The sequence below is a fragment of the Pseudomonas sp. TH43 genome (assembly GCF_016650635.1).
Taxonomy (GTDB): Bacteria; Pseudomonadota; Gammaproteobacteria; order Pseudomonadales; family Pseudomonadaceae; genus Aquipseudomonas.
Genome location: NZ_JAEKFI010000004.1, coordinates 461,657 through 486,769, shown reverse-complemented (window position 1 = coordinate 486,769; position 25,113 = coordinate 461,657). Strand labels below are relative to the sequence as shown.

At 58.8% G+C, this 25,113-nt stretch carries 21 protein-coding genes; 10 read left to right on the top strand and 11 right to left on the bottom strand.

Going from position 1 to position 25,113, the window contains the following annotated elements; translation table 11 throughout:
* Positions 1-4 precede the first annotated feature (4 nt).
* The 4 genes from JFT81_RS18465 to lpxC all read left to right on the top strand — a co-directional run bounded on the left by JFT81_RS18465 (position 5) and on the right by lpxC (position 4,471).
* Entirely contained in the window at positions 5-871 is an 867-nt protein-coding gene (locus JFT81_RS18465; RefSeq protein ID WP_201146597.1) for a cell division protein FtsQ/DivIB, read from the top strand.
* A gap of 15 nt (positions 872-886) precedes the next feature.
* Positions 887-2,146 (top strand): cell division protein FtsA, encoded by a 1,260-nt coding sequence (gene ftsA / locus JFT81_RS18460; RefSeq protein ID WP_008082764.1) that lies wholly within the window; start codon positions 887-889, stop codon positions 2,144-2,146.
* Positions 2,147-2,250: 104 nt separating this feature from the next.
* Positions 2,251-3,447, top strand: a complete 1,197-nt coding sequence (ftsZ, locus tag JFT81_RS18455; RefSeq protein WP_095190806.1) for a cell division protein FtsZ — start codon at positions 2,251-2,253, stop codon at positions 3,445-3,447.
* A gap of 112 nt (positions 3,448-3,559) precedes the next feature.
* Complete coding sequence (gene lpxC / locus JFT81_RS18450; protein ID WP_007916984.1) at positions 3,560-4,471, top strand: UDP-3-O-acyl-N-acetylglucosamine deacetylase; 912 nt, start codon at positions 3,560-3,562, stop codon at positions 4,469-4,471.
* Between the two features lie 149 nt (positions 4,472-4,620).
* Here the strand turns inward: lpxC and JFT81_RS18445 are convergent, their stop codons facing one another.
* The 7 genes from JFT81_RS18445 to JFT81_RS18415 form a co-directional block, all read right to left on the bottom strand.
* A complete protein-coding gene (locus JFT81_RS18445; RefSeq protein WP_201228435.1) occupies positions 4,621-6,126 on the bottom strand; it encodes a sensor domain-containing diguanylate cyclase in 1,506 nt (501 codons plus the stop codon).
* A 222-nt stretch (positions 6,127-6,348) separates the two neighbouring features.
* Positions 6,349-7,665 carry an OprD family porin gene (locus JFT81_RS18440; RefSeq protein ID WP_201228434.1) on the bottom strand — a complete coding sequence of 439 codons (1,317 nt, stop codon included), beginning with the start codon at positions 7,663-7,665 and terminating at the stop codon, positions 6,349-6,351.
* Between the two features lie 194 nt (positions 7,666-7,859).
* Positions 7,860-8,081 (bottom strand): hypothetical protein, encoded by a 222-nt coding sequence (locus JFT81_RS18435; RefSeq protein WP_201228433.1) that lies wholly within the window; start codon positions 8,079-8,081, stop codon positions 7,860-7,862.
* 870 nt (positions 8,082-8,951) lie between these two features.
* Entirely contained in the window at positions 8,952-10,316 is a 1,365-nt protein-coding gene (locus tag JFT81_RS18430; protein WP_201228432.1) for a heavy metal sensor histidine kinase, read from the bottom strand.
* Positions 10,306-10,983, bottom strand: a complete 678-nt coding sequence (locus JFT81_RS18425) for a heavy metal response regulator transcription factor (RefSeq protein ID WP_007916978.1) — start codon at positions 10,981-10,983, stop codon at positions 10,306-10,308. Before JFT81_RS18425 ends, JFT81_RS18430 begins: the two co-directional genes overlap by 11 nt.
* Positions 10,984-10,990: 7 nt before the next feature.
* A complete protein-coding gene (locus JFT81_RS18420) occupies positions 10,991-14,104 on the bottom strand; it encodes a multidrug efflux RND transporter permease subunit (protein ID WP_201228431.1) in 3,114 nt (1,037 codons plus the stop codon).
* Entirely contained in the window at positions 14,101-15,261 is a 1,161-nt protein-coding gene (locus JFT81_RS18415) for an efflux RND transporter periplasmic adaptor subunit (RefSeq protein WP_201228430.1), read from the bottom strand. Before JFT81_RS18415 ends, JFT81_RS18420 begins: the two co-directional genes overlap by 4 nt.
* Positions 15,262-15,462: 201 nt before the next feature.
* On the opposite strand from JFT81_RS18415, the gene JFT81_RS18410 reads away from it, so the two are divergent.
* The 6 genes from JFT81_RS18410 to JFT81_RS18385 all read left to right on the top strand — a co-directional run bounded on the left by JFT81_RS18410 (position 15,463) and on the right by JFT81_RS18385 (position 21,987).
* Positions 15,463-16,722 (top strand): IS256 family transposase, encoded by a 1,260-nt coding sequence (locus tag JFT81_RS18410; RefSeq protein ID WP_201225351.1) that lies wholly within the window; start codon positions 15,463-15,465, stop codon positions 16,720-16,722.
* Between the two features lie 173 nt (positions 16,723-16,895).
* Positions 16,896-18,079, top strand: a protein-coding gene (locus JFT81_RS18405) for an IS3 family transposase (RefSeq protein WP_207199783.1) whose coding sequence is annotated in 2 segments (ribosomal slippage) — positions 16,896-17,160 and positions 17,160-18,079 — 1,185 coding nt in all. Because the reading frame shifts where the segments join, the coding sequence is not laid out codon by codon here.
* A gap of 896 nt (positions 18,080-18,975) precedes the next feature.
* On the top strand, positions 18,976-19,335 hold the full coding sequence (locus tag JFT81_RS18400) for a DUF6124 family protein (RefSeq protein WP_201228429.1): 360 nt from the start codon (positions 18,976-18,978) through the stop codon (positions 19,333-19,335).
* Positions 19,336-19,574: 239 nt separating this feature from the next.
* A complete protein-coding gene (locus JFT81_RS18395) occupies positions 19,575-19,880 on the top strand; it encodes a type 1 fimbrial protein (protein ID WP_201228428.1) in 306 nt (101 codons plus the stop codon).
* A gap of 111 nt (positions 19,881-19,991) precedes the next feature.
* Positions 19,992-20,231 (top strand): hypothetical protein, encoded by a 240-nt coding sequence (locus JFT81_RS18390; protein WP_201206527.1) that lies wholly within the window; start codon positions 19,992-19,994, stop codon positions 20,229-20,231.
* 166 nt (positions 20,232-20,397) lie between these two features.
* Complete coding sequence (locus JFT81_RS18385; RefSeq protein ID WP_201228427.1) at positions 20,398-21,987, top strand: PAS domain-containing methyl-accepting chemotaxis protein; 1,590 nt, start codon at positions 20,398-20,400, stop codon at positions 21,985-21,987.
* 125 nt (positions 21,988-22,112) lie between these two features.
* Here the strand turns inward: JFT81_RS18385 and JFT81_RS18380 are convergent, their stop codons facing one another.
* The 4 genes from JFT81_RS18380 to JFT81_RS18365 all read right to left on the bottom strand — a co-directional run bounded on the left by JFT81_RS18380 (position 22,113) and on the right by JFT81_RS18365 (position 24,812).
* Positions 22,113-22,862, bottom strand: a complete 750-nt coding sequence (locus JFT81_RS18380; protein ID WP_201228426.1) for a YkgJ family cysteine cluster protein — start codon at positions 22,860-22,862, stop codon at positions 22,113-22,115.
* An 83-nt stretch (positions 22,863-22,945) separates the two neighbouring features.
* On the bottom strand, positions 22,946-23,272 hold the full coding sequence (locus tag JFT81_RS18375; RefSeq protein ID WP_201228425.1) for a hypothetical protein: 327 nt from the start codon (positions 23,270-23,272) through the stop codon (positions 22,946-22,948).
* A gap of 151 nt (positions 23,273-23,423) precedes the next feature.
* Positions 23,424-23,882 (bottom strand): N-acetyltransferase, encoded by a 459-nt coding sequence (locus JFT81_RS18370; RefSeq protein ID WP_201228424.1) that lies wholly within the window; start codon positions 23,880-23,882, stop codon positions 23,424-23,426.
* A gap of 27 nt (positions 23,883-23,909) precedes the next feature.
* A complete protein-coding gene (locus JFT81_RS18365; RefSeq protein ID WP_201228423.1) occupies positions 23,910-24,812 on the bottom strand; it encodes a chemotaxis protein in 903 nt (300 codons plus the stop codon).
* Positions 24,813-25,113: the final 301 nt, after the last annotated feature.

Sequence of the window (25,113 nt, the reverse complement as noted above, 5' to 3'; positions counted from 1 at the left end):
GACCATGCAAGGCGCTCAGCTCAGACATCAGCCACCCGCACCCGGCCGCAAGCCGGTGCCGCGGGGTGCCAGCCGAATGGTGGCCAAAGAGCCGATGTCCGCGCGCCTGCCGAAAGCCAATTTCAGCTTTCTGAAAAGCCTGTTCTGGCCGGTGCTGTTGGTGGTACTGGGCTTTGGTACGTACGAAGGCGCAACGCGTTTGCTGCCGTACGCCGACCGACCGATCACCAAGATCGCCGTGCAGGGCGACCTGAGCTACATCAGCCAGCAAGCGGTGCAGCAGCGGATCGCCCCGTACGTGGCGTCGAGCTTCTTCACCATCGATCTGGCTGGCATGCGTACCGAGCTTGAGCAGATGCCCTGGATCGCCCACGCCGAAGTACGGCGTGTGTGGCCGGATCAAGTGGTGATCCGCCTCGAAGAGCAACTGCCGGTGGCCCGTTGGGGCGACGAGTCGTTGCTGAACAACCAGGGCCAGGCGTTCACTCCCAAGGAGCTGGCGAACTACGAACACCTGCCACAGCTGTTCGGCCCACAACGGGCCCAGCAGCAAGTGATGCAGCAGTATCAGGTGCTGAGCCAGATGTTGCGGCCGCTGGGCTTCTCGATTGCGCGCCTGGAATTGCGTGAACGCGGTAGCTGGTTCCTGACCACCGGTGCCGGCAGTTCCGGCCCCGGCATCGAATTGCTGCTGGGACGCGGCAACCTGGTGGAAAAGATGCGCCGCTTCATCGCCATCTATGACAAGACGCTTAAAGACCAGATTACGAACATTGCGCGCATCGATCTGCGCTACGCCAACGGCCTCGCTGTTGGCTGGCGGGAACCTGTAGCGCCGACGACAGACAAACCCGCTGTCGCAAAGAATTAAGAAGAGGCAGGACCCATGGCAAACGTGCAAAGCGGCAAAATGATCGTCGGTCTCGATATCGGCACCTCCAAGGTGGTGGCGCTGGTCGGCGAGGTCTCCGACGACGGCTCGCTGGAAATCGTCGGGATCGGTACGCATCCGTCCCGTGGCCTGAAGAAGGGCGTGGTGGTCAATATCGAATCCACCGTGCAATCGATCCAGCGCGCGATCGAAGAAGCCCAACTGATGGCGGGCTGCCGCATTCACTCGGCGTTCGTCGGCGTGGCGGGCAATCACATCCGCAGCCTGAACTCCCACGGCATCGTCGCGATCCGTGATCGCGAAGTCAGCTCGGCTGACCTTGAGCGCGTTCTTGACGCCGCCCAGGCTGTGGCGATCCCGGCTGACCAGCGCGTGCTGCACACCCTGCCGCAGGATTACGTGATCGACAACCAGGAAGGTGTGCGCGAGCCTCTTGGCATGTCCGGCGTCCGCCTGGAAGCCAAGGTTCACGTGGTCACCTGCGCCGTCAACGCCGCACAGAACATTGAAAAATGCGTGCGTCGCTGCGGTCTGGAAATCGACGACATCATTCTTGAGCAACTGGCGTCTGCGTACTCGGTACTGACCGACGACGAGAAAGAGCTGGGCGTGTGCCTGGTCGACATCGGCGGTGGCACCACCGACATCGCGATCTTCACCGAAGGTGCGATTCGTCACACCGCCGTGATCCCGATTGCCGGTGATCAAGTGACCAACGACATCGCGATGGCGTTGCGCACTCCGACCCAGTACGCCGAAGAAATCAAGATCCGTTACGCCTGCGCCCTGGCCAAACTGGCCGGTGCCGGTGAAACCATCAAGGTGCCAAGCGTTGGCGACCGTCCACCGCGCGAACTGTCGCGTCAGGCCCTGGCCGAAGTGGTCGAGCCGCGTTACGACGAACTGTTCACGCTGATTCAGGCCGAGCTGCGTCGCAGCGGCTACGAAGACCTGATCCCGGCCGGCATCGTCCTCACCGGCGGTACGTCGAAGATGGAAGGCGCCACTGAACTGGCCGAAGAAATCTTCCACATGCCGGTTCGTCTGGGCGTGCCGCACGGCGTCAAAGGTCTGGATGACGTGGTGCGTAACCCGATTTATTCCACTGGCGTTGGCTTGTTGATGTACGGCCTGCAAAAGCAGTCCGACGGGATCTCGTTCTCGGGCATCGGCAGCCGCGACAGCTACAGCAACGAAGAGCCGCAGGCGCCGTTGCTGGACCGATTGAAGAAGTGGGTTCAAGGCAACTTTTAAAAGCAGCTGGAAGCGTCAAGCTTCGAGCGGCAAGCAGTAGCAGTAGATGCACCGCGACAAAAATGCAGTAGGCGAAAAAACTAGAGAATGTAAGGAGAGGGAAAATGTTCGAACTCGTAGACAACATCCCCGCAAGCCCGGTAATCAAAGTTATCGGTGTCGGCGGTGGCGGCGGCAACGCTGTCAACCACATGGTCAAAAGCAACATTGAAGGCGTTGAATTCATCTGCGCCAACACTGATGCTCAAGCGCTGAAAAACATCGGCGCGCGAACCATTCTGCAACTGGGTACCGGTGTGACCAAAGGTCTGGGTGCCGGCGCCAACCCTGAAGTAGGTCGTCAGGCCGCTCTCGAAGACCGTGAGCGCATTGCCGAAGTCCTGCAGGGCACCAACATGGTGTTCATCACCACTGGCATGGGCGGCGGTACCGGTACCGGTGCTGCACCGATCATTGCCGAAGTGGCCAAGGAAATGGGCATTCTGACCGTTGCGGTCGTGACTCGTCCGTTCCCGTTCGAAGGCCGCAAGCGTATGCAGATCGCCGACGAAGGCATCCGCATGCTGTCCGAAAGCGTCGACTCGTTGATCACCATTCCTAACGAGAAGCTGCTGACCATCCTCGGTAAAGACGCCAGCCTGCTGTCGGCTTTCGCCAAGGCTGACGATGTATTGGCCGGTGCCGTTCGCGGTATCTCCGACATCATCAAGCGTCCGGGCATGATCAACGTCGACTTCGCCGACGTACGTACCGTGATGAGCGAAATGGGCATGGCGATGATGGGCACTGGCTGCGCCAGCGGTCCGAACCGTGCACGTGAAGCCACCGAAGCGGCGATCCGTAACCCGCTGCTGGAAGACGTGAACCTGCAAGGCGCACGCGGCATCCTGGTGAACATCACCGCCGGTCCTGACCTGTCTCTGGGTGAGTACTCCGACGTGGGTAGCATCATCGAAGCCTTCGCTTCCGAGCACGCGATGGTCAAGGTCGGTACTGTTATCGATCCGGACATGCGCGACGAGCTGCACGTAACCGTAGTAGCCACCGGTCTGGGCGCGAAAATCGAGAAGCCTGTGAAGGTCATCGACAACACCGTTCACACTTCCATGGCTGCCTCCCAGGTACAACAACCGGCTGCGGCTCGTCAGGAAGCGCCAGCGGTCAACTACCGTGATCTGGACCGTCCGACCGTCATGCGCAACCAGGCTCAGGCCGGTGCTGCGGCTGCCGCGAAGATGAATCCGCAAGATGATCTGGACTACCTGGACATCCCGGCCTTCCTGCGTCGTCAGGCCGATTGATGGAATGTATCAGGGCTATGAAGGTGATTGGTGTTCAGCAAAGGCTCGGTCTGCTATTATCGCCAGCCTTTGTTGATACCAGTTCGCAATTTGCGCTGAAGCGGCCCAAGCCATGATTAAACAACGCACACTGAAAAATATTATCCGTGCCACAGGTGTAGGCCTGCACTCCGGTGAGAAGGTCTATCTGACCCTCAAGCCTGCGCCTGTCGACACTGGCATTGTGTTTTGTCGCGCTGACCTCGACCCTGTGGTGCAGATCCCTGCCCGCGCGGAAAACGTCGGTGAAACCACTATGTCGACGACGCTGATTAACGGCGACGTCAAAGTGGACACGGTAGAGCACTTGCTCTCGGCCATGGCTGGCCTGGGCATCGATAACGCCTACGTCGAGCTCTCCGCGTCCGAAGTCCCGATCATGGATGGCAGCGCTGGACCCTTCGTATTCCTGATTCAATCGGCTGGCCTGGAAGAACAGGACGCCGCCAAGAAATTCATCCGCATCCTGCGTGAAGTGACAGTGGAAGACGGCGACAAGCGCGCCACTTTCGTCCCTTTCGAAGGGTTCAAGGTGAGCTTCGAGATCGATTTCGATCACCCGGTATTCCGGGACCGCACCCAAAGTGCAAGCGTGGATTTTTCCAGCACTTCGTTCGTAAAAGAAGTCAGCCGCGCCCGTACCTTTGGTTTCATGAGTGATATCGAGTACCTGCGCAAGCACAACCTCGCACTCGGCGGCAGCGTTGAAAACGCAATCGTGGTCGATGCCGATGGCGTACTGAACGAAGACGGCCTTCGCTATGAAGACGAATTCGTGAAGCACAAGATCCTCGATGCCATTGGCGATCTGTACCTGCTGGGTAACAGCCTGATTGGTGAGTTCAAAGGCTTCAAGTCCGGTCATGCACTGAACAACCAGCTGCTGCGCAAATTGATTGAGCAGACAGATGCCTGGGAAGTGGTGACGTTCGAAGACGCCAGTACCGCACCGATCTCTTACATGCGCCCTGTTGCGGCGGTGTAAGTAAAAAACCTCTCTAGTTTTTTGAAGGCCATCCTCGGATGGCCTTTTTTTATGCTTTTTAAAAGATCAAAAGATCGCAGCCTTCGGCAGCTCCTACATTTGGAGCGCGATCACCTGTAGGAGCTGCCGAAGGCTGCGATCTTTTGAACCTAAGAAACAACCACCCGATTGCGCCCACCTTCCTTGGCCTGATACAACGCTTTGTCCGCCGCAAACAACAGCTGCTCCAGCGTCATCTCACTCGCCGCCGTCCAGGTCGCGATGCCAATACTCACCGTCATCGGCCTCTCGGCACCGTCGACCGGCGGTAACTGCTCAACCGCCTGACGAATATGCTCGGCAATCTGCTGCGCCCCATGACTGTCGGTCTCGGCCAGAATCACCGAAAACTCCTCACCACCGTAACGTGCAACCAGATCCGCCGGTCGTCGTACGTTTTCAATGATCACTCGGGCCAGTGTTTTCAAAGCCTGATCCCCGGCCGGATGGCCATGGCGGTCATTGAACGCCTTGAAATGGTCGGCATCGATCATCATCACCGATATCGGCTGGCCCGAACGCTGTGCGCGGAACCATTCGTGGCGCAACGACTGATCAAGCATCCGCCGGTTGGCGACACCGGTCAGCGCATCCGTGGCCGCCAGTTGCGCCAGTTCACGCTCGGCCCGCTGGCGCAAACGCAGTTCGCGGGCGAGCAGCCAGGTCAGCCACAGCAAACCCGCGCACAGCACGCCAGTCGCGCCGCTGATCAATATCGCGGTGCGGCGCCAAGTGGCAAATACCTCATCGCTGGAGAGCGCGACCATCACCGTCAGCGGCAGATTGCCAACCCGCGAATAGGTGTAGAGGCGCCGTTGATGGTCGATACTCGAAATGCTGGTGAAACTGCCATTACCATCCTTGTCGCGCAGAATCCGCACCACGTTGGGCCGATTGCCGAAGCTCTTGCCGATCGAGTCGCTTTGCAGATAGGGCTTCTGCGCGAGCAGCACGCCGTCGTTGTCGATGATGTTCAGTGTGCTGTTTTTGCCGATGTCGAGGCTGTTGAACAACTGATCGAAGTAGTCGAGTTTCATCGACGCCACGGCCACGCCGATGAACTCCCCGGTGTCCGAGGAAATGCGCCGGCTGAAGCTGATGCGCCATTGATTGGCCTCATCGCAGTCGCAGCGGGTTTTGAACGGGCGGCTGATGAACATGCCGACATCACGGTTGAAAGCGTGCGCGAGGAAGTAGTCGCGGTCGGCGAAATTACCCGGTTTGGGGTCGACCCGCGAGGAGTCGGCAATCACCTCGCCATGCTTGTCGAGCAGCAGGATGTCGCCTTTGAAGCGCGCGGTGGTGGAGCGGTCGAACAGCGCCAGATGGCGAATCTCCGGGGTGACGTCGCGCAAGTCATCACGCTGGGCGGCGGCGATCAGGCCTTGCAGGGTCAGGTCGTACAGTTCGACCGTGCGCAGGACGTCGGCGTCGATCAGCTGCGCGATGGTGGTGGCGCTGCGGGTGGCCGAGTCCTGAGCGTTGGCGTGCTCACGAATCAGCAGAAAGGTGACGATGCAGATAATCGCGATCACGGTCAGTGAACTGCCGCAGATCAGCAGTAACTCGGGGCGTCCGGTCTTGCCCGCAACGGGTGGGGTACGGCTCGCGATCATGATGGGGTTATCGGTTGGGGGATCTTATAAGCGTAGTTGCACAAACACTGCGGGGGATAACACTGAAACAGATCTACTGTGGCGAGGGGATTTATCCCCGATGGGCTGCGAAGCGGCCCCAAAAAAGGGTCTGCTGCGCAGCCCATCGGGGATAAATCCCCTCGCCACAAAAACCATTCCAATCAAAATTTGTATCAGATCGCAGCTGATTTGATGCTGATCTTAGAAGACGTTGATCGGGTAGTCGACGATCACGCGGTATTCATCTGTATCCGAATCAATCGCGCCGTAGCCATTGCCGCCACGGTTGGTCGCCCACTGCAGGCGCACTGCCAAATCTTTGGCCTGGCCGCTTTGCACCAAGTACTTGAGGTCGATGTCGCGCTCCCAATGCTTGGCATTGCGACCTTCAGCGCTGTACCAGTTGGAATAGCCCTTGCTGTCCGGGTCGACTTTGGTCAGATCCACGGTGCCGCGCGAGTAGGACAGCGCCGAGGTCAGCCCTGGCAGGCCGAGGCCGGCAAAGTCGTAGGCGTATTTGAGTTTCCACGAGCGCTCGTTCGGGCCGTTGAAGTCCGAGTATTGCTGCGAGTTGTCGAGGTAAACGCTGTCGCCCTGGCTGATGTAATCGAACGGCGTATTGCCATTGACCCGTTGATACGCGGCAGTAACGCTGTGGCTGCCCACGCCGACAGTGAAATGCAGGCTGTAGGTGTTGTTGTCGATGTTGCCGAGCAGCGCATCACCGGTGTCCTGCGTGTGATAGAAATGCAGGCCAGGGTTGAGGCTGACCAGATCGTTCAACTGCCAGGTGTAATCCAGGTCGTAGTAGTACTGGTTCCAGATGTCCTTCAACTCGGACGCATACAGGCTACTGGTCAGGCCTTCAACGCCGCTCCAGGCCACGCCGGCCCAGTTCAGGTGCTGGCTGTCGTCGCCATCGGCCAGGCTGCCGTAGGAGGTGCCGATGCGTTTGTGGCCACTCTGGTTGTACGGTTTGGTGAAACTCGCCTGGCCGCCCTCGATCAACCAACCGTCGAAGCTGTGGTTGGTCAGGCTCACGCCACGAAATGTTTGCGGGAGCATGCGCGATTCACCGCCGGCAATCACCGGGTTGGTGAGGAACAAGTCGCCGGCCTTGAGTTCAGTGTCGAACGCACGCATCTTCAGCGTCCCGCCCGCCGTGGAAAATGAGCCCGGCGCTTTGCCGCCATTCTCTCGAACCGGCAGGATGCTCGAACCGTCCGTGCCGCCACCGCCGTCGAGTTTCAGCCCGAGCATGGCGTGGGCATCGATGCCGAAACCGACCGTGCCTTCGGTGTAACCCGACTGGAAGATGCCGAGAAAGCCTTGACCCCACTCGATGTTGTCGTCCGCCTGCTGCAAGCGGTTGCGATTCATGTAGTAGTTGCGGGCGTTGAGGTTGAGGCTCGAGCCTTCGACGAAACCTTCTTTGGCAGGTTCATCGGCGTGAGCGGAAGATGCCATCGTTGCGGCAATTGCAATGAACAACGGAGTAAAGCGGACTGGGTAACGCACGTGCAATGGAGCTCCTTGGGTCAACTGGCACCTCTATATTTTGAGGCGCTTGATGTTTCTTGTTGTTACAGACGAACCAAACGGCTTTCAGACCACAACGAAAAAAGGCCGCTGAATGGCAGCGGCCTGGAGTGACGACGGTTGAACGGGAAGAGCCAAACAACCGCGTCGAGGGAAACGGAGCGGTGCGCGACTCAGCTGTCTTTCTCGGACGCTTGAGCCTGGGTTGCGGCAGCCTGAGGTGCCTGCGTCGCGTCTTTGGCCTTGGCCATCATTTCAGCCTGGTGCTGGTCGAACGCCTGGGCGCGTGCGCTGTTCTGCGCAACGAACGCGTGGGATTCTTCAGCCATCGCCATCGGCGACAGGATCAATGAGGACAAAACGAAAGCGCTGGCAATACCCATACTGTTGGACATTCTGAAAACCTTCTCGCTTGGCGAGTGCTGTTTGGTGCGGGCAAAGATAAGGTTGCCGGGCGTTGGGAAACAGCGTGATTTTCATAAATGACTGTTGCGCAGGAGGTAAAAGTCGAATAGTGCGGTGCGGCTAAGAGCTACCCCCTCACCCCAGCACTCTCCCCCAAGGGGGCGAGGGGAAAGGGAGCAGATCTCTTTGCTTTTCAAAACTTGAGTTCGACTGGATATTTCAGGTCGGTGTACTTCGACAGGACAACTCGGTCAGTCCCCTCTCGCCCAAGGGGGCGAGGGGAAAGGGAGCAGATCTCTTTGCTTTTCAAAACTTGAGTTCGACTGGATATTTCAGGTCGGTGTACTTCGACAGGACAACTCGGTCAGTCCCCTCTCCCCCAAGGGGGCGAGGGGAAAGAGAGCAGATATCTTTGCTTTTCAAAACTTGAGTTCGACTGGATATTTCCAGGTCGGTGTACTTCGACAGGACAACTCGGTCAGTCCCCTCTCGCCCAAGGGGGCGAGGGGAAAGGGAGCAGATATCTTTGCTTTTCAAAACTTGAGTTCGACTGGATATTTCAGGTCGGTGTATGTCGACAGGACAACTCGGTCAGTCCCCTCTCCCCCAAGAGGGCGAGGGGAAAGGGAGCAGATCTCTTTGCTTTTTAAAACTTGAGTTCGACTGGATATTTCAGGTCGGTGTACTTCGACAGGACAACTCGGTCAGTCCCCTCTCCCCCAAGGGGGCGAGGGGAAAGGGAGCAGATCTCTTTGCTTTTTAAAACTTGAGTTCGACTGGATATTTCAGGTCGGTGTATGTCGAGAGGACAACTCGGTCAGTCCCCTCTCCCTCTGGGAGAGGGTTAGGGTGAGGGGCTTTTAAACAGGCAAATAAATCCCGAACGTATTCATCCCGCGATCACTCCTCACAAACACATCGCCACCATGCATCAGCGCAATCGCCTTAACGATCGCCAGCCCCAAGCCATGGTTGTTGCCACTGTTACTGCGTGACGCATCCACCCGGTAAAAGCGCTCGAACAATCGCGGCAAATGCTCGCCGGCAATCGGTGAACCGGGGTTGGCTACACCAATACTCACTTGATGTTCTTCGACCTCAATTCGTACTTCGATCACTTGCCCCGGCGCGGTGTGCTGCACTGCGTTGCTGAGCAAATTGATCAGCGCCCGGCGCAAATGCGCGACCTCGATCTGCACCTGCGCATCGCCGCTGACCCGCACTTGAACCTGCGCGTCTTCGAGTATGAAATCCAGATACTCCAACGTCGTTGCCACCTCAGCGGCCATCGACGTCGCGGTGAGCTTGGTCGCCTTGTTGCCCTGATCGGCACTGGCCAGAAACAGCATGTCGTTGATGATTGAGCGCAACCGTTCCAGTTCTTCAAGATTGGATTGCAGCACTTCAAAGTAGTGTTCGGCCGAGCGTCCGCGCGTCAGTGCCACTTGGGTCTGGCCAATCAGATTGGTCAGCGGCGAGCGCAGCTCATGAGCGACGTCGGCGTTGAACGATTCCAGTCGCGAGTAGGCCTGTTCGACCCGCTCCAGCGTCGAGTTGAATGAGTCGACAAACTGCTCAAGCTCCGGTGGCAGCGGCGACAGACGCAAGCGTCCAGCTCTTAGCGGAGGTGCGAGTCTTTGAGCTTCATGGGACAGTTTGATCAGCGGCTTGAGGCCGATCCGAGCGACCCAATACCCCAGCGCCGAAGCCATCAGCACACCGACAATCGCCAGCCCGATCAGCGCGATCAACAGGTTGTGCTGGGTCTCGTGAAACGTCTCGGTATCAATGCCAATCATGAAGCGCAGCGGCGGACGCTGATCTTTTGCCGGCAGTTCAGTCAGCAGCACTTTCAGCGGATAGGGATGTTCGGCCAACTGCATGTCGCGCATGCCCAGCGGGCCTTGGGCAAAAGCGCGAATTGCCGCATCCGGCTGACCGTATTCGTAACCTGGATCGCCGCTGACTACCCAGAAACGAATGCGCTTGTCCTCTTCGCCGAGCAGCTTCAACTTGGCGTTGATCTTCACCCAATGCTCCGGCGTACCGAAGCGATTAAGGGCGGATTCGAGCACGCTGTAACGCGCATCTAGCTCGGCTTCCGGGAGTAACCCCAAGCCTTTATCCACCTGCTGATACAGCGCGCCACCGATCAACAGAAACACCAGCAGTGCCACAAGCGTAAACATCCCGCTCAGGCGCAAGGCAATTGAATTACTGGACACCACGGCTCTCCAGCACATAGCCCATGCCGCGGATGGTGTGCAGCAGTTTCTCGTCGAACGGCCCGTCAAGCTTCGCGCGCAGGCGTTTGATCGCGACTTCGACGACGTTGGCGTCGCTGTCGAAATTGATGTCCCAGACCATTTCGGCAATGGCAGTTTTCGACAGAATTTCACCCTGACGCCGCGCCAATACACTGAGCAGCGAGAACTCTTTGGCGGTCAGGTCCAGCCGTGTCCCGGCGCGGGTCGCCTTGCGGCTGATCAAATCTATCCACAGGTCGGCGATGCTCACCTGCACCGGTTCATGGCCGCCGCTGCGCCGGGTCAGCGCTTGCAGGCGCGCGACCAGTTCGAGGAAAGAAAACGGCTTGCCGAGGTAATCATCGGCACCGTCGCGCAGGCCTTTGATGCGATCTTCGACGCGCTCGCGGGCGGTGAGCATGATCACCGGGGTCTGCTTGCGCGCACGCAGCGCGCGCAGCACGCCGAAGCCATCGAGGCCCGGCAACATGACGTCAAGGACGATCACCGCGTAGTCGCTTTCCAGCGCCAGATGCAGACCCTCGACGCCGTCGCGGGCCAGATCCACGGTGTAACCCTGTTCCGTCAGACCGCGGTGCAGATAATCCGCGGTTTTTTCCTCGTCTTCGATAATCAGAACGCGCATGACCGCCTCAGTCTGTAGTCGCCAGTGCCGGTGCGGGCGATGGGGCTGGTGGGTGTGAGTGCCGGTGAAACAGCCGCTCAAGCCACAAGTATATGACCGGCGTGGTAAACAGCGTCAGCATCTGGCTGACCAGCAAGCCGCCGACCACCGCGATCCCCAGCGGTTGGCGCAGTTCGGCGCCAGTGCCGTAACCGAGCATCAGCGGCAACGCGCCGAGCAGGGCGGCGAGGGTGGTCATGATGATCGGCCGGAACCGCGTGATACACGCCTCGAAAATCGCATCCTGCGGTGACATCCCACGGTGGCGCTGAGCCTCCAATGCGAAGTCGATCATCAGAATGCCGTTTTTCTTGACGATGCCGATCAGCAACACCAGCCCGATCAACGCCATGATCGAAAAGTCCTGGCCGCAGATCCACAGCATGATCACCGCGCCCAGCCCCGCCGCCGGCAGCGTCGAAATGATCGTCAGCGGGTGCACGAAGCTTTCATAAAGCACGCCGAGAATGATGTACACCGCCACCAGCGCCGCGAGAATCAGCCATGGTTGACTGGCCAGCGAACTCTGAAACGCCTGCGCCGCGCCCTGGAAATTGCCGCTGATCGCGGTCGGCATGCCGATCTCGGCCTTGGCCTGATTGAGCAGAATCACCGCATCACCCAATGCCACGCCGGGCGCGAGGTTGAACGACAGGTTGGCGGCCGGGAACATGCCGTCGTGGGCGATGGACAGTGGGCCGATGGTCGGTGCATCAAATTTGGCCAGTGCCGACAGCGGCACCATCTCGCCACTCAGCGGCGAACGCAGGTAGAAATAGTTGAGGCTTTCGGCCTTGCCGCGCTGTTTGGTGTCCAGCTCCAGAATGACGTTGTACTGGTTGACCTGCGTCTGGAACTCGTTGATCTGCCGTTGGCCGAACGCGTCGTACAACGCCTCGTCGACATCGCTCGCGGTCAGGCCGAAACGCGCCGCCGCGCTGCGGTCGATGCTGATGTGGGTGATGCTGCCGCCCAACTGCAAGTCGTTGGAAATGTCGCGGAACGCCGGGTTGCTGCGCAGTTTTTCCGTGAGGCGCTGCGTCCACGTCGCGAGGGTTGCACCGTCGTTGCTCTTGAGTACGTATTGGTACTGCGCACGGCTTGGGCCGGAGCTGAGGTTGATGTCCTGGCCGGCGCGCAGGTAGAGGACGATGCCGGGGACTTTCATCAGTTGCGGACGAATGCGGTCGATGAACTGGCTGGCGCTGACATCACGGTCGCCGCGTTTTTTCAGGGCAATCCAGAAGCGGCCGTTGGCGATGGTCTGGTTGCTGCCGGAGACGCCCACCGAGTGGGAAAACGCCTGCACGGCCGGATCGGCCGCGACGATTTCGGCCATGGCCAGGTGTTTTTTCACCATGTCGCCGTAGGAAATATCCGCAGCAGCTTCGGTGGTGCCGAGGACGAAACCGGTGTCCTGCACCGGGAAGAAGCCCTTGGGGATAAAGATGTAACCCGCGATGGCCAAACCAAGCGACAGGCCGAATACCCCGAGCATCAATTTTTGATGGGCGAGGGCGCGGCGCAGGCCTTTTTCGTACCAGCCGAGCAGGCGTTCGCTGAACCCTGGTTTGTCGTGGGCGTGATGCACCGGTTTGCGCATGAACAACGCGGCGAGTGTCGGCGCCAGCGTCAGCGAAACCACCACGGAAATCAGAATGGTCGAGGTCGCGGTCAGAGCAAATTCCTTGAACAAGCGCCCGACCACACCGCCCATGAACAGCAGCGGAATAAACGCGGCCACCAGCGAGAAACTGATCGAGACCACGGTAAAACCGATCTCGCCCGCGCCTTTGATCGCAGCTTCGCGCATATCGTCGCCGGCTTCCAGATGCCGGTGGATGTTCTCCACCACCACAATCGCATCGTCGACCACGAAGCCCACCGCGACGACGATCGCCACCAATGTCAGGTTGTTCAGGCTGAATCCGAGGATGTACATCAAAGCGAAACTGGCGATCAACGACACGCCGAGTACCGCCGAAACAATCAGCGTCGCCGACAACTGGCGCAGGAACAGCGCCATCACCGCGACCACCAGCATGATCGCGATCAGCAGCGTGATTTCCACTTCATGCAGCGAGGCGCGGATGGTCTGGGTGCGGTCGATCAGGGTTTTTACCTGCACCGAGGCCGGCAACATGGCTTCGAGGCCGGGCAGGGCGGCCTGAATGCGGTCAACGGTTTCGACAATGTTGGCGCCGGGCTGGCGCGAGATCACCAGGTTCACCCCGGGTTGATCGCCGGCCCAGGCTTGTACGTAGGCATCTTCCGAACCGTTGACGACTTTGGCGACGTCGCGCAGGTGAACCGGGGCGCCGTCCTTGTAGGAAACGATGAGTTGGCTGTAGTCCTCGGGGTGGAACAACTGGTCGTTGGTCGACAGCGTGGAAATGCTCGACTCGCCGTACAGCGCACCCTTGGCCAGGTTGAGGCTGGTCTGCTGGATCGCCAGACGAATGTCGGCCAAGGTCAGGCCAATGGCGGCCAATTTGTCCGCCGAGGCTTGCACGCGAATCGCCGGACGTTGCTGACCGGTGATGTTGATTTGGCCTACACCGTCGATCTGACTGATCTGACGTGAGAGCAGGGTTTCCACCAGATCGCTGAGTTCAGTGCCGGGCATTTGCGTCGAGCTGACGCTGAGGATCAGCACCGGGCTATCGGCCGGGTTGACCTTCTTCCAGGTCGGCAGCGTCGGCATGTCCTTGGGCAGTTTGCCGGCAGCGGTGTTGATCGCTGCCTGTACTTCCTGGGCGGCGGTGTCGATGCTTTTATCGAGGGTGAATTGCAGGGTCAGCAGGCTTGAGCCCAAAGCACTGCTCGAGGTCATCTGGGTCATGCCGGGGATGGCGCTGAATTGCACCTCCAACGGTGTGGCCACCGACGACGCCATGGTGTCGGGGCTGGCACCGGGCAACTGCGCGGAGACTTGAATCGTAGGAAATTCCGCTTCAGGCAGTGGGGCAATCGGCAAGCGTGGGAAGGCAATCACGCCGACCAGTACGAGCGCGATGGTCAGCAGAATCGTCGCCACCGGGTGATCGATACACCACGTCGAAACGCCTTTGTGTTCCTTCATGGTTTCGGCTCCGCTTGCACCACTTGCGGCGGCTCCGTCATGACTTGCACGGTCGAACCCGGTTTGAGCCGCGACTGGCCATCGGTCACCAGCACGTCGCCAGCCTTCACGCCTTTGATGATGTCCTGACCGCTGCCCTGATAAACCATCTGCACCTGTACGGCTTCGACTTTGTCGCCATTCACTCGGTAGACGAAGTGTTGGTCGAGGCCGCGTTGTACGACGGTGGGCGGTACCACCAGCGCATCTTTATCGAGGGCTGTCTGAATTTTTACCGTGACCAACAGACCGGGCCAGAGCTTCTGGCTGGCGTTGTCGAATTCGGCCTTGGCGCGGATGGTGCCGGTGTTGGCGTTGATCTGGTTGTCGATCAGGGTCAGGTGACCTTCGCCGAGCAGGTTGCCGGTTTCGCCATCGGTGTCGGCGCCGATGTAGGCCTTGACCTGGGCGTGCTCAGGGTCGTTGATCAGGCCTTGCAGGGTTGGCAGCATTTGCTGGGGAAGGGAAAACTCCACCGCGATCGGGTTGATCTGGGTGACGGTGAACAGGCCAGCGGTGTCGGTCATGCGCAGGAAGTTGCCTTCGTCGACGGTACGAATACCGACGCGGCCGGTGACCGGGGAGCGGATCTGCGTGTAGGAAAGTTGTACCTGCGCCGCATCGATTGAAGCCTGGTTGCCTTGGGCGGTGGCTTTCAGTTGGTTGACCAGGGCTTGTTGCTGGTCGTAGGTCTGTTTCGAGATGCCGTCGTCGACGGTGAGCAGTTTGTAGCGTTTGAGGTTGACCAGGGCGACTTGCAGTTGGGCCTGGCTTTCGCCGAGTTGGGCGCGGGTCTGGTCGAGGCTGGCGCGGATCGAGCGGTCGTCGATGGTGGCCAGCAGGTCGCCTGCTTTGACGAGTTGGCCTTCTTTGACGAGGATTTTGGTGAGGATGCCGTCTATTTGTGGGCGCACTACCACGCTGTGCAGGGAGAGTACGGAGCCGATGCCGCTGGTGTAGCGGGGGACGTCTTTTTCGCTGACCGCTATGACTCGCACGGGAATGGCGGTGGGGGTGGCGAGTTTGGTGGGGGCGGGTTTTAGTGCAAACCATAGGCCGGTGGCTGCCAGCAGGATCAGGAGGGTGGCTAGCAGGGCTTTGTGCTTTTGGATTCGCATGCTTTTGAGGCGCCGAGGGTTTGGAGTTTGGGCAGGTTGGGTAGTTATAAACTTGTTTGGGGGTCAGGAGGGTGACGGCTGGCTGTCAGCGCTGTCAGTTTTGTGTGTACATATCCGTGGCTGCGGTAATGGCGGCTTAGGGTTTCGCCGGGAGTGTCATAAATTTTGTGTTCGGGCATAACATGCTGCAGAGGTGCATGTATGCCAACCAAAAAGAAACCGGCCCGTGAGGCCAAGCGTGACCTTCCGTCCATTCCAAAAGAGCTGATCGACCAGTTCCTCAGCGAGACGATGAGTGCCGAAGCGATTCAGGATGCCGCGATGGCGTTCAAAAAGGCGCTTATCGAAAGAGCCCTTGGTGCCGAGTTGGGGCTTCACCTTGGCTATCCTCAGGGCGCGGAGCGCCCTGAGGATTCGAGTAACCAGCGTAACGGCAAGAGCGGCAAAACCGTGCTGACCGATGACGGCCCGTTGCGTCTGGATATTCCCAGAGACCGTGACGGCAGCTTTTCTCCGATTTTGATCCCCAAACACGAGCGGCGTTTTACAGGCTTTGATGACAAGATCATTGCCATGTATGCCCGCGGCATGAGCGTTCGTGAGATTCGTGCATTTCTCTCGGAACAGTACGCAACAGATGTCTCCCATGACTTCATCAGCACCGTTACCGACGCTGTTCTGGAGGAAGTCAGTACGTGGCAACAACGGCCCCTCGAGCCCATGTACCCGGTCATTTTCTTTGATGCGCTGCGGGTTAAAATCCGTGATGAAGGCGTGGTTCGCAACAAAGCGATTTACCTGGCTCTGGGCGTACTTCCGGACGGCACCCGCGACATTCTGGGCATCTGGATTGAGAACACAGAGGGCGCCAAGTTCTGGATGAAAGTCTTCAACGACCTTAAAACCCGAGGTGTCGAAGATGTCCTGATTGCGGTAACGGATGGTCTCAAAGGCATGCCTGAAGCCTTGAGTGCAGTGTTTCCTCAGACAGCGTTGCAGACATGCATCGTTCACCTGATCCGCAACAGCCTTGATTACGCGGCATGGGACAAGCGTCGCGAACTGGCCAAGGCCCTGAAACCGATTTATCAAGCACTCAACGCCGAAGTCGCCGAGCAAGCTCTGGATGCCTTCGAATCGGGGCCTTGGGGCAAGCAATATCCAACGGTGGTTGCAGCCTGGCGACGCGCTTGGGATCGAGTTATCCCGTTCTTTGTGTTCCCGCCAGCCATACGAAAGGTGATCTACACCACCAATGCCATCGAGAGTATCAACTCGCAGCTGCGCAAGATCATCAAGACAAGAGGTCACTTTCCAACCGACGAAGCCGCGACGAAACTGATCTGGCTGGCACTGCAAAACATCACCGCCAACTGGGGAAGCGCCGCCCATGACTGGAAAAACGCTATGAATCAATTTGCGGTTTTGTACGGGGACCGATTCATCAGGTCTAACTGGTGAAATGAAGGCCTGCCTGACGGCAGGCCATTAACGGCCCGCACACAAAAAATCTGACACTCTCGTTTCGCCCTTACGGCGACTCACTTTTTTACAAGCGCCTAAAAAAGTATGCAGTGGTCTAATTTCCCCGGACACCCCGATAGGTGGAAAATACATCTATCGAGGAGTTATTCATGACCAAAAAACGCAGGGCATTCGACGACAGCTTCAAGCTGCAAGTCGTGAAGATGATCAAGGATCAGGGGCTAACCGTTACGCAGGTTTGCCAAGATCTGAACATTGGTGAGACAGCCGTTCGACGCTGGGTTCAACAGTACGAGGCAGAGCAATTGGGGCAGGCCGGAATCGGCAAGCCATTGACGGCAGAGCAACAGCGCATCCGGCAATTGGAACAGGAAAATCGCCAGCTCAAGATGGATAACGACATCTTAAAAAAGGCTACGGCCTTCTTTGCCCGCGAGCTGAAGTAAGGTATCGACTGGTTCGTCAGCTGCAACAGAAGGCCTACTCAGTGACACATGTCTGTCGGTTACTGAGCATCAGTCGCTCGGGCTTCTATGAGTCGCAAAAGCGTGCTGATGCGCCCGTCCGGCAGAGTTGTCCTGTCGTTTTGCAACTCAAGGCGTCTTTTGCCGAGAGTGGTGGCTGCTACGGCAGCCGGCCCTTGCGCGACGCTTTGCGCGGCAAAGGCCTGTCTGTTGGGCTGTATAAAATCCGCCGTTTAATGCGTACCAATGGGCTACGTTCGGCTTGGAAGCGCAAGTTTGTGCACACGACCGATAGCAATCATGATCTGCCGATTGCCGAAAATGTACTGAGCCGAAAATTTGATCCGGCAGCGCCAAACAAGGCTTGGGTGGCAGACATCACCTACATCCGCACCCGCAGTGGCTGGCTGTATCTGGCCGTGGTGTTGGACTTGTTTTCACGCAAGATCGTGGGCTGGTCGATGGCTCCGAACATGCCGGCAGAGCTGGTGTGCACTGCGATGCAACTGGCCATCGCACAGCGCCAACCGCCGCCAGGCCTGATTGCCCACTCGGATCGTGGCAGCCAATACGCGAGTGCAACTTACAGAGAGTTACTGGCAAGAAACGACATGCAGCAGAGCATGAGCCGTAAAGGTAATTGCTGGGACAATGCGGTGATGGAACGCTTCTTCCTGAGCTTGAAAATGGAGCGGGTATGGCGACGTGACTACGCCAATCATACCGAAGCGATCCGCGACATCACCGAGTACATCGTTGGGTATTACAACAACGAACGGCTTCACTCAAAACTGGGATATCTGCCACCTACCGTCTATGAGCGGGCGATGGCGTCAAAACCACCTATCGAGGTGTCCGGAATTAGTTGACCACTGCAGTAAGCAAAAAACGCTTGCTCCTACGTGCGGCCCGCTCGCTGGGGCTCGGGGTGCCTTCGCTGCGGGATCGATCCGGGGGCATCGCCTACGGTTTGCTGCGCTGCACCTCCTCTCGATGTGTTTGGCTGCGCCAAACGGTCGCTGCGCTCCCACCCCCGGATCAATCCCTCCACTCAGCCTTCCGACGTCGCCCGTGGATCAGGATCAAGAGCTGCAGCCGAGCTAACGCTCATCCTGTTGAGTGGTGAGAAGCAAAAGCGGTGCGCGTTCTGCTTTTGCTCTTCGTAGGAGCAGAGCTTGCTCGCGATGGCGCCCCGCCAGCCGACCATTTTTTTTAGTTGGCGGCAATCTTATGTAGGAGCTGCCGCAGGCTGCGATCTTTTGATCTGGCTTTTGTTTTTGTAGGAGCAGAGCTTGCTCGCGATGGCGGCCTGCCAGCCGACCATTTTCTCCAGTTGGCGGCAATCTCATGTAGGAGCTGCCGCAGGCTGCGATCTTTTGATCTTGCCTCTGACGTTGAACATCAAAAGATCGCAGCCTGCGGCAGCTCCTACATCGGCAGTGGGTGTTTAAAAGCGTTTCGAAATCGGTGAACCTTCCCACAAGGTTTTCAGGTTGTCCGTCGGACGTGCGCTCTCTAGGCTTGGGTTGTTGCCGAAAACTCGGCGATCGGGTGTGAGAGCCTGTAGGAACTGTTAATCCAACACCAGTACCACCATAATTGCGGCCAGCTATTTTGCTGCCCTGCAATTTTTTATGGCGGCTGTGTGCGGGCGAACTTCGGTTCGGCCGGGCTTGTTCCTACCGGTTTCTCACTCCGCACATAGCTGCCACCACTCCGCCGCGTGAGAAACGGCACGTGTTGGCTTTTGACTAGGAACATTTCCATGACTAAGCCCGTACCCGATCCCCCCCTCGAAACAACCCCCCTCGAAGACGCTCTCCGCGCCGACGACCAGTTAAAAAACCGCGAAGCCATAAAACGCGCCCTCGATTTCTACCTCAGCCCCGATCCCATAAAACCGCGCCTACCCAGCACGATGTTCCTCGTCCACCCGAACATCGACACAGAAAGCCTCCTCGCTCACGCCTGCGAGTCCCTGGCCTCGGCCCACGTGATGGCTGGCGATTTCGCCGATCAGCTCAGTCGTCCGCAACGCAGTACGGCATTGGCCATCCAGCAGATCGTGATGCTCGCCGAACTGGCGGTAAACCGTGTTTTGGATCGGGTTGATCCTCAGTCCTGATCAGGCAGAAGCGCCGCGTCATCGTTCATCGCGAGCAGGCTCGCTCCTACAGTGGGAATGCATTTCAAATGTAGGAGTGAGCCTGCTCGCGATGGCGGTATAACGGTCCCAAAAAGGGACCGATCGTTCCCAATTCGGGACTTATTTGCCAGCTATGCTGTTCAAAATTCGTCCCTGCTCGCGGATAAATTTCGTGCAGTCCGGGTTTTCTGGGCTGCTCACCCTGGGAGTGTATTGAAATGAGGCTGAAAACCGCTCTGCCGTACGTGCTTCTCTTGCTTCCACTCACAGCCGTCGCCGCACCTAGCAGTCAATCTGGCGAGATCCGCTTTACCGGGCAAATCGTCGATTCGGGCTGTGTGGTCGGACGTGTCGGGACGTTGTCCGCCACGGAGTCCCGTCAGGTCGAAATCAAGCCTGGTCTGAAAGTCGATGTCGACACTTATCGCAATGCTTGCAGTCATCAATCGCTGCCGCTGTCCATGACCTATGAAGCACTCAAGACTTCGACCGACAAAGGTATTGTCACCATCACGTACTTGTAAGCCGTTCGGCGTGCGGTGCAAATCTTCAGGTGCCGAGCCAAGGCGTGCAGGTATACTGCGCGCCTTCGCGGCTCACTGTTCGGGCCCGACTTTTTGCTTTCCGGAGCTTTTATGACTTCCCCGACCCTGCCGCCGGTTGACGACGCTGTAAGCGCTGTCCCGGCAGAATTGGCCGATGCCAGCGACACCCACAGCGAAATCCCGGCCTTCAAATTCCCGTTCAAACCGGGCGAGTTGGCGTCTGCCAAAGGCTCTAACCAGCCGTGGTACAAGAACGGCGCCAAGAATGGCCACACCAAGACCCCGGGCATGGCCCCGCCGGGCACTCGTCGTTCGATGGGCAAGCGCTGAGTTTTATTCCCGCCTGCGGCCATCGCTGTGATTTTCGGATCTCTATGATTTTCGAACACAGTGATGGCTAAGTGCTCAGTTCCTGAGCCAGATCAATATTTGACCAATTGGTGCGCTTAGAGTCAGCAGCCCTGCCGACTCTTCCAATAAAACGAGCGCGCTATCCATGAAGATCAATCTCCCGGTGACCGGTCGCAACGTCGAAGTAGCGCTGGATGCGAACATTCTTTCGACCACCGATCTGACCAGCGCAATCACCTACGCCAACGATGATTTCATCAGGATCAGCGGTTATACCCGCGACGAACTGCTTGGTGTGCCGCACAACTTGCTGCGTCATCCGGACATGCCGGCGCAGGCGTTTGCGCACCTGTGGCAGACGCTCAAACGTGGGCGTTCGTGGATGGGGCTGGTGAAGAATCGTTGCAAGAACGGTGATCATTACTGGGTCAGCGCGTTCGTCACGCCGGTCACTCAGAACGGTGCGGCGGTCGAGTATCAGTCGGTGCGCACGCGGCCGGATGAGCGCCAGGTGAGGGCAGCGGAGCGTGCCTATGCGCAGTTGCGCGGGACGCAGGTGAAACGCTGGCAACTCCCTGCGATCAGCTTGCGCGCGAAACTCACGGCGTTGACCAGCACGTTGCTCGGTGCTGTGTTGAGTGTCGAAGCGTGGTTGCGACCCGAGTCGATGTGGATCGACGCGGCGGCGTTTGTGATTGGCAGCGGTACTTGTGCAGGGGTTGTGCACTGGATGCTGCGGCCGCTGGAGCGGTTGACCGAGCGTGCCCTGCACATTGCCGATAACCCGTTGAGCCAGGGCATCTATACCGGTCGACGGGATGAATTCGGGCAGATCGAGTTCGCTTTGCAGATGCTCGAGGCGCAGGTTGGCGCGGTGGTCGGGCGCATTGGCGATGCTTCGCAACAGTTGGCCGGGCATGCGGCGCAACTGGTCGATCATTTGCAAAGCAGCCATAGCAGTTCATTGGCGCAGCAGGCGGAAACCGATCTGGTCGCGGCGGCGATTCATGAAATGGCTGCCAGTGTCGCGCAAGTGGCCAGCCATGCGCAGCAAGCCTCGGTGGCGGCGGACATGGCCGGGACGGAAACCCGTGAAGGGCATTTGCTGGTCGGCGAAAGTCGCAGCGCGGTGTTGCGCCTGGCGGAGGAGCTGGGGCGCGCCACCGAGGTGATCCATCAACTCGAAGGCCACAGCAGCGAGATTTCCGGAGTGCTCGAGGTGATTCGCAGCATTGCCGAGCAGACCAATCTGCTGGCGCTCAACGCGGCCATCGAAGCCGCGCGGGCGGGTGACGCCGGGCGCGGCTTTGCGGTGGTGGCCGATGAAGTGCGCGGGCTGGCGCAACGCACGCAGCAATCGACCAACGAGATTCAGCGGATGATCAGCACCCTGCAAAATGGCGCGCGTGATGCGGTGCAGGTGATGCAGCAGAGCAGCGAGCATGTCGATGACAGCGTCGAACAGGCGCAACGGGCGGCGCGGGCGCTGGACGGGATCAGTGCGCGGGTCGAGCAGATCACCGAGATGAGTCTGCAGATCGCGGCGGCGGTGGAGCAGCAAAGCGCGGTGAGCGAGGACATCAATCGCAATATCGTCAGCATCCGCACGGCGTGCGAGGTGACGGTGGATGAGGGACGGCAGAGTCAGCGCAACTCCGAGGATGTGGCGGGACTGGCGGGGGATTTGCGTATGTTGGCGCGGGAGTTTTGGCGGCGGCGGCAGGTTCGCGATTGAGGTTGAGCGGGCTGGCGCTTCGCGAGCAAGCTCAGCTCCTATAGGGATTGATGGGCAACAAAAAACCTTGTAGGAGCAAAGCTTGCTCGCGAAGAGGCCAGCAGCCACAGCACCAGATTTCTGGATCAGGCCGCGCGCAGCGAGATAAACGCATACGTCTGCGCCGGCTCCGTCACCACCTGCGCCCCCGCGGCCAGCACTTGCCCGGCAATGTCATCGCCGGACACATGAAACAGCCATTCACTGTGCGCCTCGCCCAGCGGCTGCGCGGTGACCTGATCGATGACCGTGGCGAACGCCGCCATGTTCGGCAGATACGCAGTAAACCCGTCGCCCTTGAGCGCGGTGGTGCGAATCCCGAGCATCGCGCAAATGACGTCCTTGACCTGAATGTCATCACGATCCGCCTGCCGCGAACGCTGAATCAATTGCAGCAGTTCCTGATCAACCAACTCGCCGCCCACGATCAACTGCGGCCCCTGTTCCCAGGACTCCGGCGGGCAATCCTTGGCGAGGGGGTTGAGCGGGATGTGCGGGTTGATTTCCGCCGGGTAAATGCGACAAACCAGCGGCCGGCGTTCGTAGATGCGGCACAGTTTGTCTTCGTCAAGATTCCGGCAGGGGCCGACGTTGTACGCTGCGAAAGTGATGGCCACATGGGCATCGGTCATGCCGCTGCGCACCACCACCGAACGCCGTTCGGCGTGTTCACGTTGCTGCTCAGGCAAACCCAGGCCATTGCCGAGAAAGGCCTCGACCAAGACGATCACCTGGCCGCCATCCGCCGCCCACATACGGGCCTCGGCCAAGGTCAGGGGCACATGGTGATCGGTGCAGCATTTGCCGCAGCCTACGCAGGAAAACGTCGTATTCATTGAGCGATCTGTCTTCAATCAGGGTGTGAAACGGTGGCAAAAAACCACCGCACAGGCCGGGGTCGAAGCAAGTTATGCGCCATTCACTGGGCTTTGGCGGTCGGGCGGATCGAGTCCCACTCGGTGACGAACGCGGTTTTCGACTGTTTGTTAAACAGGCACAGCTCGGTGCCTTGCTGGCCTTTCATGTGTTTTTGCGGATATTGACCCTGCAGCAACACAGCGGTGTAACCAACGCGGTCATCGAATTGAGCGGGAGTGCCGACGGGTTTGGCATTTTTCAAACCGCTGGCCTTGGTGCAACTGGCGAGGACTGTTTTGTCGTAGGCCGCCCAGGCGTCGGGGCTGGAAGCATGGGCTTGAGAAGCGAGGGCGGTGAGGTAGAGCAAACTAAGGATGTTAGTTTTCATGGTGGGCGTCCTTGGGTAGTAGCCAAGGTTGGAGTATGCCTGAGGGTGAAAAGTTGTCTGTGAGGTCGCCATCGCTGGCAAGTCAGCTCCCACAGGTTTTGTGACCGACGCCAATCTCTGTGGGAGCTGGCTTGCCAGCGATGACTGACTATCAGTCCGGCACAAGTTCACGGCGGACGACATACATCCCGGCACTTTCATACAATCGCTGCGCTCGCAGGTTGTCCTCCAGCACTTTCAAATCTACAAAGCCTTCGCGCCGCTGTTTGAATGCCTCGAAGGCATGCAACAGCAACGCACGGCCGAGTCCGCGGCCCTGAACCCGAGGATGCACCACCAGATTCTTGATATATGAACTGGTCCAGCATTGCGCCACACCGACGACACCTTCGGCATCGTGGGCGATAAAGCACAGTGTCGGATCATATTCAGGATCGGTCTCGAATTGCTTCTGCCAAGTGTCCAGCGCCGGCACTCGGCCGCCACCTTCGCGGTGGCCGAGCTGCATCAAGTCATGCACCGGCGGCGCCCATTCGACGGAGTACGTGCGCAGTTCAATGCCTTCAGGCAAAAGCACATCCGGCGCGTCCTTACCCAGATCACGCCGCATCAAAAAACAATACGTTTCGGCCAAGACTCAGTGCCCGTGCGCCGCGACGTGCTTGGCCGCTTCGATCAGACAGTGGGTCAACTCAGGTGAAGAAAACTTGGTCAGCACGCCGTTCGCTCCGGCCAATCGGGCTTTTTCGCTGTTCATCGCGCTGTCGAGCGAGGTGTGCAGCAGCACGTAGAGATGGGCGAAGTCCGGCGTCTCGCGCAGGGTGCGGGTGAAGGCGTAGCCGTCCATCTCGGACATTTCAATGTCGGAGACGATCAGGTTGATTTGCTGCGCAGTGCCTTGCAGGTCGAGCAGGCAGTCGATGGCTTCCTTGGCGCTGCGTGCGGTGTGGCATTGCAGACCGAGGTTGCGCAGGGTGTGCACCGATTGCTGCAATGCCACCTGACTGTCGTCGACCACCAGAATACGCGCGTTGCCGAGGACGTCGGCGTCTTCCATGGACAGGTCGGTCGGGGCCATTTCGATCTGCGCCGGGGCGATGCTGTGGATGACTTTTTCGATGTCCAGCACTTGCACCAGTACGCCGTCGACCGAGGTCACGCCGGTGATGTAGGCACGCGGGCCGCCAGAGCCGAACGGCGGCGGTTTGATGTCGGTGGTCAGGCAGTGGACGATTTTGCTTACCGCTTGCACGTGCAGACCCTGTTTCGAACGGCTGACATCGGTGACGATCAGGCAGCCGCCGTTCGGGTCTTCCAGCGGACGCTCGCCGATGGCACGGCTCAGGTCGATCACCGACAACGACGCGCCGCGCAAGGTGGCGATGCCTTTGACGTGCGGGTGCGACTCCGGCAGTTTGGTCAGCGGCGGGCAGGGGATGATTTCACTGACTTTCAGCAGGTTGATCGCCATCAGCTTGCCGCTGCGCAAGGTAAACAGCAGAAGCGAAAGTGAATCTGCGCGGGCTTTGGTGGAAGACATATAAACCTTCTGTGGAAAGGTGGTGGGCGAGGGTGCCAATCGCCAGAAACTTTTGATGCCGGGTTATCGGCGTCAAAAGGTTGGGCTTTAGGTCAGTTGTCGGCTGGTCTTCAGATCCAAAGCCCCTCACCCCAGCCCTCTCCCCGAGGGAGAGGGAGCTGACCGAGGTGTCTTGCGTCTTACATCGACCTGAGCGACCAAGTCGATTGTGGATTCGGCGAAGCAGATTCAGGTCGGCGTAATTCTGCAGCATCCCCCAATCAGTTCCCTCTCCCTCCGGGGAGAGGGCTAGGGTGAGGGT

Coding starts and splice junctions, on each gene's coding strand:
- JFT81_RS18390 (WP_201206527.1), top strand. CDS start 19,992: ATGACTTCCCCGACCCTGCCGCCGGTTGACGACGCTGTAAGCGCTGTC.
- JFT81_RS18445 (WP_201228435.1), bottom strand. CDS start 6,126: ATGATCGCGAGCCGTACCCCACCCGTTGCGGGCAAGACCGGACGCCCC.
- JFT81_RS18400 (WP_201228429.1), top strand. CDS start 18,976: ATGACTAAGCCCGTACCCGATCCCCCCCTCGAAACAACCCCCCTCGAA.
- JFT81_RS18380 (WP_201228426.1), bottom strand. CDS start 22,862: ATGAATACGACGTTTTCCTGCGTAGGCTGCGGCAAATGCTGCACCGAT.
- JFT81_RS18415 (WP_201228430.1), bottom strand. CDS start 15,261: ATGCGAATCCAAAAGCACAAAGCCCTGCTAGCCACCCTCCTGATCCTG.
- JFT81_RS18465 (WP_201146597.1), top strand. CDS start 5: ATGCAAGGCGCTCAGCTCAGACATCAGCCACCCGCACCCGGCCGCAAG.
- JFT81_RS18370 (WP_201228424.1), bottom strand. CDS start 23,882: ATGCGGCGTGATCTGGGTAAGGACGCGCCGGATGTGCTTTTGCCTGAA.
- JFT81_RS18435 (WP_201228433.1), bottom strand. CDS start 8,081: ATGTCCAACAGTATGGGTATTGCCAGCGCTTTCGTTTTGTCCTCATTG.
- JFT81_RS18375 (WP_201228425.1), bottom strand. CDS start 23,272: ATGAAAACTAACATCCTTAGTTTGCTCTACCTCACCGCCCTCGCTTCT.
- JFT81_RS18395 (WP_201228428.1), top strand. CDS start 19,575: ATGAGGCTGAAAACCGCTCTGCCGTACGTGCTTCTCTTGCTTCCACTC.
- JFT81_RS18385 (WP_201228427.1), top strand. CDS start 20,398: ATGAAGATCAATCTCCCGGTGACCGGTCGCAACGTCGAAGTAGCGCTG.
- ftsZ (WP_095190806.1), top strand. CDS start 2,251: ATGTTCGAACTCGTAGACAACATCCCCGCAAGCCCGGTAATCAAAGTT.
- JFT81_RS18410 (WP_201225351.1), top strand. CDS start 15,463: ATGCCAACCAAAAAGAAACCGGCCCGTGAGGCCAAGCGTGACCTTCCG.
- JFT81_RS18425 (WP_007916978.1), bottom strand. CDS start 10,983: ATGCGCGTTCTGATTATCGAAGACGAGGAAAAAACCGCGGATTATCTG.
- ftsA (WP_008082764.1), top strand. CDS start 887: ATGGCAAACGTGCAAAGCGGCAAAATGATCGTCGGTCTCGATATCGGC.
- JFT81_RS18420 (WP_201228431.1), bottom strand. CDS start 14,104: ATGAAGGAACACAAAGGCGTTTCGACGTGGTGTATCGATCACCCGGTG.
- lpxC (WP_007916984.1), top strand. CDS start 3,560: ATGATTAAACAACGCACACTGAAAAATATTATCCGTGCCACAGGTGTA.
- JFT81_RS18365 (WP_201228423.1), bottom strand. CDS start 24,812: ATGTCTTCCACCAAAGCCCGCGCAGATTCACTTTCGCTTCTGCTGTTT.